Origin of the sequence: Acinetobacter sp. YZS-X1-1 (assembly GCF_000804305.1) — a bacterium.
Taxonomy (GTDB): domain Bacteria; phylum Pseudomonadota; class Gammaproteobacteria; order Pseudomonadales; family Moraxellaceae; genus Acinetobacter; species Acinetobacter variabilis.
The window spans coordinates 1-852 of record NZ_JWHB01000072.1; the positions used below are offsets into that span (position 1 = coordinate 1).

At 35.3% G+C, this 852-nt stretch carries 1 tRNA gene; it reads left to right on the plus strand.

From position 1 onward, the window contains the following. The first annotated feature begins 375 nt into the window (after positions 1-375). Positions 376-461 (plus strand) — tRNA-Leu (locus RJ01_RS15550). The last annotated feature ends 391 nt before the right edge of the window (positions 462-852 follow it).

The window sequence follows — 852 nt, forward strand, 5'->3', positions numbered from 1 at the left end:
ACAAGGTTGATGCCTTGTTTTTTTTTGCCTGGAATTTAAGGCTGAGCCATCTTTTAATCTCATTTTCATTATTCGCTTACTTTCGATGAGTAGATTTTAAATACTCAAACTAAGTATCAGTGAGGGTGAGAAGAGGGAAGTCCTTTAAAATATTCAATCAATTGGCTGATCTAAACACTATTAAAATTAATATTCAGCACTCTTTCAAATAACTTGATTTTTTAAATCGGAGAAATGAAATTAAGCGGTTTTATTAAAAATAAGCCAGTATTTAATCATCAAAGAATTAACTGATTAATTTTTGATATAAAAACACCGAGTTGATCATAGAATCGCTTGTCAAGCAGATGCGATCGCTATAATATACACAGCCACGGGGATATGGCGGAATTGGTAGACGCACTGTGTTCAGGTCGCAGCGCCTTCTGGGCGTGAGAGTTCGAGTCTCTCTATCCCCACCATATATGAAGAAACAAGGTTAATGCCTTGTTTTTTTTTGCCTGAAATTTAGTGCGACATTTTTATTGGCTCGGCTTTTTATTCTTTGTATTGGATTAATTTATTGTTTAAACAACATGCTTGATCAAGATAAGTGAGGTTCTAGAGGTCTGTGATCTGCTGGGATTGAACTAAAGAGGCTTAGAGATCAAGTTCAAAGCAGTAGCAAAGAAACCTCATAAGGCCGAGTTTTCTTGTTAAATCTTATAAAAAATAAAAAAATTGCATTAACTGTTTAATTTATAGCGGAATAGGCAGTGATTGCTTGTAAAATCACTTGTCAATGACCTGCTATCTCTATAATATACACAGCCATCGGGGATGTGGCGAAATTGGTAGACGCACTGGATTTAG